The organism is Baekduia sp. (assembly GCF_035318805.1).
Lineage (GTDB): Bacteria > Actinomycetota > Thermoleophilia > Solirubrobacterales > Solirubrobacteraceae > Baekduia.
Window position 1 is genome coordinate 1 of sequence record NZ_DATHDY010000125.1, and the last position, 5,636, is coordinate 5,636.

At 72.4% G+C, this 5,636-nt stretch carries 5 protein-coding genes and 1 pseudogene; all 6 read right to left on the reverse strand.

What is annotated here, in order from left to right:
- Positions 1–229: 229 nt before the first annotated feature.
- Positions 230–1,342 (reverse strand): DNA integrity scanning diadenylate cyclase DisA, encoded by a 1,113-nt coding sequence (gene disA / locus VK501_RS25515; protein ID WP_324342582.1) that lies wholly within the window; start codon positions 1,340–1,342, stop codon positions 230–232.
- Between the two features lie 75 nt (positions 1,343–1,417).
- The gene (gene radA, locus VK501_RS25520) at positions 1,418–2,791 is read right to left on the reverse strand and encodes a DNA repair protein RadA (protein WP_324342584.1); all 1,374 of its coding nucleotides are present in this window, start codon (positions 2,789–2,791) and stop codon (positions 1,418–1,420) included.
- A gap of 53 nt (positions 2,792–2,844) precedes the next feature.
- Complete coding sequence (locus tag VK501_RS25525) at positions 2,845–3,900, reverse strand: PLP-dependent transferase (RefSeq protein ID WP_324342586.1); 1,056 nt, start codon at positions 3,898–3,900, stop codon at positions 2,845–2,847.
- A complete protein-coding gene (locus tag VK501_RS25530) occupies positions 3,897–4,121 on the reverse strand; it encodes a CDGSH iron-sulfur domain-containing protein (protein WP_324342588.1) in 225 nt (74 codons plus the stop codon). Before VK501_RS25530 ends, VK501_RS25525 begins: the two co-directional genes overlap by 4 nt.
- A 124-nt stretch (positions 4,122–4,245) precedes the next feature.
- Positions 4,246–4,638, reverse strand: a complete 393-nt coding sequence (locus tag VK501_RS25535) for a cyclic nucleotide-binding domain-containing protein (protein WP_324342589.1) — start codon at positions 4,636–4,638, stop codon at positions 4,246–4,248.
- A gap of 481 nt (positions 4,639–5,119) precedes the next feature.
- Positions 5,120–5,636: pseudogene (locus VK501_RS25540) on the reverse strand (NDP-hexose 4-ketoreductase); the annotation flags it as partial.

A 5,636-nucleotide genomic window follows, 5' to 3' on the forward strand; every position in this document is an offset into this window, starting at 1 on the left:
CGCTCCTCACCGAACATCTTCTTGACTTCCTTCTTCAGGACCTGCCCGGCCCCGTGATGTGGATAGACGACGTCGTCGCCGATCTCGAAATCGATGTTGACGATCTCGGGGATGTCGAGGTCTTCCAGGATCTGCTCTTCGGTGCTACCGGGAATGATGGTCCTCCTTGGTTGGGTCGCGCATGTTGGGGTGCGCGACCGCGTTTCCAGCCGACCCCGGCGGGGGCCGTTCAGGTCTGCAGGTACCGATCGACGAGGTTGATCTCCTGCAAGCGGCGAAGGCCCTCGCGGATGTCCTTCGCACGAATCTCTCCGACGCCCTCGACGGTCTCGAGCTCCGCGTCGGTGGCGGCCAGCAGCTCGTCCAGGCCGCCGAACTCCTTGACGATCTGGGCGACCACGAGCTTCGGCAGGCGCGGAACGCGGCCCAGGATGCGGAAGCCGCGCGGCGACACGGGGTAGTCGAGGGTGTTGAGCTTGCGGTCGTAGCCCATCAGCTCGGCGAGGCGGCCGAAGTCGAGCAGGTCCTGATGGGGCATCCGGCCGAGCTGGTCGAGGGCGGCCGCGAAGGTCTCGTCGGAGTCGGCGGCCAGGTAGTCGTGGATGAGGGCGGCCTTGTCGGCGGCGACGCCGACCATGACCTCCTCGAGCTGCATCTCGATGAGCCGGCCCTCGGTGCCGAGCTCGACGATGTAGCGCTCGATCTCGACGGCCATGCGCGTCACGAGCTCGGAGCGCTGAAGGACCGTCAGGACGTCGTGCAGGGTGGCGCCGCCTTCGAACTCCAGCGCGGTCAGGCGCGTGGAGACCTGGTCGAGGCGGGTGCGGTACTTGTCGAGGGTCGCCAGCGCCTGGTTGGCCTTGGCCAGCACGACGGGGATGTCCTCGAGGATGTACTTCGCGCCGTCGACGTAGAGCGAGACGACCTCGCGACGCTGCGAGATGGCGATGACGACCGCGTCGGTCTGCTTGGAGACGCGCTCGGCCGTGCGGTGGCGCGTGCCGGTCTCCAGCGTGAGGACCGTCGGGTCCGGCGTCAGCTGGACGTTGGCCATCGCGATCTTGGTCGCGTTGGCGTTCAGGACGATCCCGCCGTCCATCTTGGCGACCTGGTAGAGCAGCGCGGGCGTGTAGTCGACGTCGAGCTTGATGCCCCCGGAGAAGAGGAAGCTCAGCTCGTCGTGGTCGCCGATCACGAGCAGGCCGCCCGTGTGTGCGTGCAGGATGTTGTCGAGGCCCTCACGGAGGGCCGTCCCGGGGGCCACCATCTCGAGAGCCTTGACGAGCCGGGGCTCCTGACGGCTCTCGAGCTCGTTCAGCTCATCCCCGGATCGCTGCGCCATCACGCTTGATTCTAACAGCACACCTTTAGATCGGCCTTATGGCCTACGCGGATGTTTCCTGGAAGGTGCGGGGAGTTACGCCGCAACCGGCTCGGCCGCAGCGAAGGCGGCACGCAGCGCGTGCCGCAGGGTCTTCGCGGATCCGGGGTGCACGGTGTCCCGAAGGCCGAACTTCTCGGCCTCCTGCACCCGGCGCTCGGGATGGCCGACCGTGCGCAGCTCGCCCGTGAGGCCGAGCTCGCCGAAGCACGCCAGGGGCCGGGTCGGGGGCCCAGGGTCCCCCAAGGCGACGCCGCGCTGGGCCGACGCCACGGCGAGCGCGACCGCGAGGTCGGCGCCCGGCTCGTCGACCCGCACGCCGCCGACGACGTTGACGAAGACGTCGGCGCTGCCGGTCCCGACGTTGGCGTGGCGGCTGAGGACCGCGAGCACGAGCGCGAGGCGGTTGCGGTCGATCCCGGTCACCACGCGCCGCGGCGGCACGATCTCCGACGGGCTGACCAGCGCCTGGACCTCGACGAGCAGCGGGCGGCTGCCCTCCATCGCCGCGAGCACGACGCTGCCCGGCTTGCCCGTGGCCTCGCCGACGAACCGGGCGCTGGGGTCGAGCACCTCCACCAGGCCGCCCTGCTTCATCTCGAAGACGCCCGTCTCGCTCGTGGAGCCGAAGCGGTTCTTCAGCGCCCGCAGGGTCCGGTAGGTGCGCTCGCGCTCGCCCTCGAACTGCAGCACGCAGTCGACGAGGTGCTCGAGGACGCGCGGCCCCGCGATCGAGCCCTCCTTGGTGACGTGGCCCACGAGGATCACGGTGGTGCCGGCGGACTTGGCCGCGCGCATCAGGCGGGCGGCGACCTCGCGGACCTGGCCGACCGAGCCGGGCGCGCCGGCCATGTCGGAGGCGTGCAGCGTCTGGACGGAGTCGATGACGCAGACCGCGGGCCGGTGGGCCTCGACGGTCGCCAGGACCGCGTCCAGGTCGGTCTCGGCCAGCACGGGGACGTCGAGGGCCCGGCAGCCGCCGTGCTCCAGGCGCTCGGCGCGCAGCCGGATCTGGGCCGCGGACTCCTCGCCCGAGACGTAGAGCGTCGGCTGGCCGGCGGCCGCGACGTTGCCCATCGCCATGCCGGTCAGCGTCGACTTGCCGATGCCCGGCGAGCCGCCGAGCAGCACGAGCGAACCGGGCACCAGGCCGCCCCCGAGGACGCGGTCGAGCTCGCCGATGCCGGTCGAGAGGCGGGCGACGGCCTCGGCACGCACGTCGCGCAGGGCGACCGGCACGGGCGCGGCGATCCTGCGCGCGGCGCCGCCGGCCGGACCGCCCGCGCGCGCCACGGGCGCGCGCTCCTCGACGAGCGTGTTCCACTCGTCGCAGCCGGGGCACTGGCCGTGCCAGCGCGCTTCGCTGTGTCCGCAGGAAGTGCAGACGTGGATGGTGGAGGGGCGAGCCATGCGGTCAGTCACCTTAGGCTCGGGACCCGACGGCTTCGCCCCCCTCCGCGCGCTCAGCCTGCGGCGTCGAGCGCCGCGCGGACGTCGGCGACGAGGTCGCCGGCGTCCTCGATCCCGGCGCTGAAGCGGATGAAGCCCTCCGGGAGGTCGTCGGTCCCCCACCGTCCGCGCCGCTCGGCGGAGCTGTGCACGCCGCCGAAGCTCGTCGCGTCGGCGACGAGGCGCGCCGCGCCGAGGAAGCGCTCGGCGGCCTCCGCGTCCGCGAGCGTGAACGCCAGCACCGAGCCGAAGCCCGGCCAGCGGACGTCGGTCGCCGCCGGGTGGGCCTCCAGCGCCTGCTGCAGCACCGCGGCGTTGGCCTCCTGGCGCTCGAGGCGGACCGCCAGCGTGGGCAGCGACCGGTGCGCGAGCCACACCTCGAACGGGCCCGGGATCGCGCCCATGAGTCCGCGGTGGGTGCGGATCGCCGCGGCGCGCGCGGCGTTGCGCGTGGCGACGTAGCCCATCACCAGGTCCGAGTGGCCCGTGAGGTGCTTGGACGCGCTGCTCATCGCGAAGTCCGCGCCGAGGTCGAGCGCGCGCTGGCGCAGCGGTGTGGCGAGCGTGCCGTCGACCGCCAGCAGGCCGCCGCCGCCGTGCACGGCGCGGGCCAGCCCCGCCACGTCGAGCAGGTCCATGCCGGGGTTGGTCGGCGTCTCGACCCACACGAGCGTCGCGCCGACGGCCGCCTCGCGGAACGCCGCGTCGGTCGACGGCACGAGCCGCACCTCGACGCCGCGCGTCCGCAGGTGGTCGGTCGCGATCGTGCGCACGCCCGGGTAGGCGTCGCTGGGCGCGACGAGCACGTCGCCGGGATGCAGGACCGGCAGCAGCACCGCGGCGACCGCCGCCATGCCGGACGACAGCACGACCGCCTCACCGCCCTCGAGCTCGCCGAGCGCCGCCTCGTACCGGGTCCACGTCGGGTTGTCGTAGCGCCCGTAGCCGCCCGGTCCGCCCTCCCCCGACCAGTGCGTCGGGGCGGCGAAGGTCGGGCCCGGCAGGAACGGCTCGCCCTGCGCGGCGTGCGGCAGGCCGGCGTGCGTGACCCGCGTCGAGTCGCCGCTCATGACTGTGCGGCCCGTGCGCGCGGGCAGCTCTCGAAGCCGGCGGCCTTGTGGGTCGCATCGCAGAACGGCTTGGTCTGCGAGTGGCCGCAGCGGCACAGCGCGATCGGCCGATCGGCGGGCACGTCGAACACCGCGCCGTCGGCGTCGATGAGCCGGACCGGCCCCGTCACCTTGTAGGGCCCGTCGTCGCGGACCTTGATCTCGACGAGCGGGGCGTCCATCCCCGCAGCCTACGCGGTGCGGGTCTCGCCCCAGAGGCGCGGGTCTCGCCCCAGCGGTGCGGGTCTCGCCCTCTGGGCGAACACCCGCGACCTGATCGCGGCCCTCTGGGCCGTGATCAGGCGATCAGGCGTGCTCCTTGCGCTGCTCCACCAGCGCCCGCAGGTGCTCGACCACGCCCGGCGTGGACTTGCGCAGCTTGCGGATGTCCCAGCTGGTCAAGGTCATCAGCATCATCGGCGACGTGGCGATGACCGTCGCGTTGCGCTGGTCGCGCTCCAGGACGCCCATCTCGCCGATCACGTCGCCGGGACCGAGGTCGGCGATGTGCTCGCCGCCGCGCTCGACCTTCGCCGTGCCCTCCTCGATGGCGAGGACGTCGTAGGAGTAGTCGCCCTCGCGGACGAGCTCCTTGCCCTCGGGCACCGAGACCTCGGCCGCCAGGGCGGCGATGTTCGACAGCGCTTCGTCGTCCAGGTCCGCGAAGACCGGGATGCGCTTCAGGCGTGCAACGTCCAAGGTGGCTCTCCTCCGCGTTCGCTCACTCGGCGCCCATCCTTCCCGAAAGCGGCGCGATGTGCCAACCAGAACCTCGCCGTTGTCTCGACCTCAGCGCGGTGCGTCGCGGCGGCGGTGTGGAAGCACGGCCGCGGTGGCGTCCCGCTCGGGCGTTGGTCGTGCCACGGGCCGCTGGTCTGTCGGCGACGTCGACGGAGGTTTGAGCGGGTGCCGGCCCGGTCGTCGCGAGGTCCGGGTCGCCTCGTGATGAATTACCAGGGGGATCAGGCGACCCGGACCCTCGGCGCCCCGGCGCCGGCGGCAGACCGACGTCGGAGAGCGGGACGCCACCGCGGCCGCGCCGCCCCCCGCCGCCACCACCGGTCGGTTCCGCGTCCTGGCCGTGAGCCCGTCCGGGTTGCGCCATTGCCAACCGGAACGACGAAGGGCGGCCCGTGGGCCGCCCTTCGCGTCAATCTCGGAACCTGCAGCGCGTGGTGCGCTACTCGACGTCCGGCGTCTCGGACCGCGGCTGGTCGGGCTCGCCGGGGAGGATCTTCTCCTCCGCGGGCTCGTCCTCGCCACCCGTGGCGCCCACGCCGACCGGCTTGGGAGCCTTCTTCGGCGCGACGACCTCGAGCGTGACCTCGGGATCCTCGCCCTCGGCGGCCTTGCCGACCATCACCGTGCCGCCGGGCATGAGCTCGGCGCGCAGGACGAAGTCCGCGAGCGGGTCCTCGATGTAGCGCTGGATCGCCCGGCGGAGCGGACGGGCGCCCATCGCGGGGTCCCAGCCCTTCTCCACGAGCAGGTCCTTGGCGTCGTCGGTGAGCTCGAGCTGCAGCTCGCGCTCGGCCAGCGACGCCCGGATGCGACGCAGCAGGAGCTCGACGATCGTCTTGATCTCGTCCTTCTGCAGCTTGTGGAAGACGATGACGTCGTCGATGCGGTTGAGGAACTCAGGCCGGAAGACCTTCTTGAGCTCGCCCATGACCCGCAGCTTCATGTCGTCGTACGTC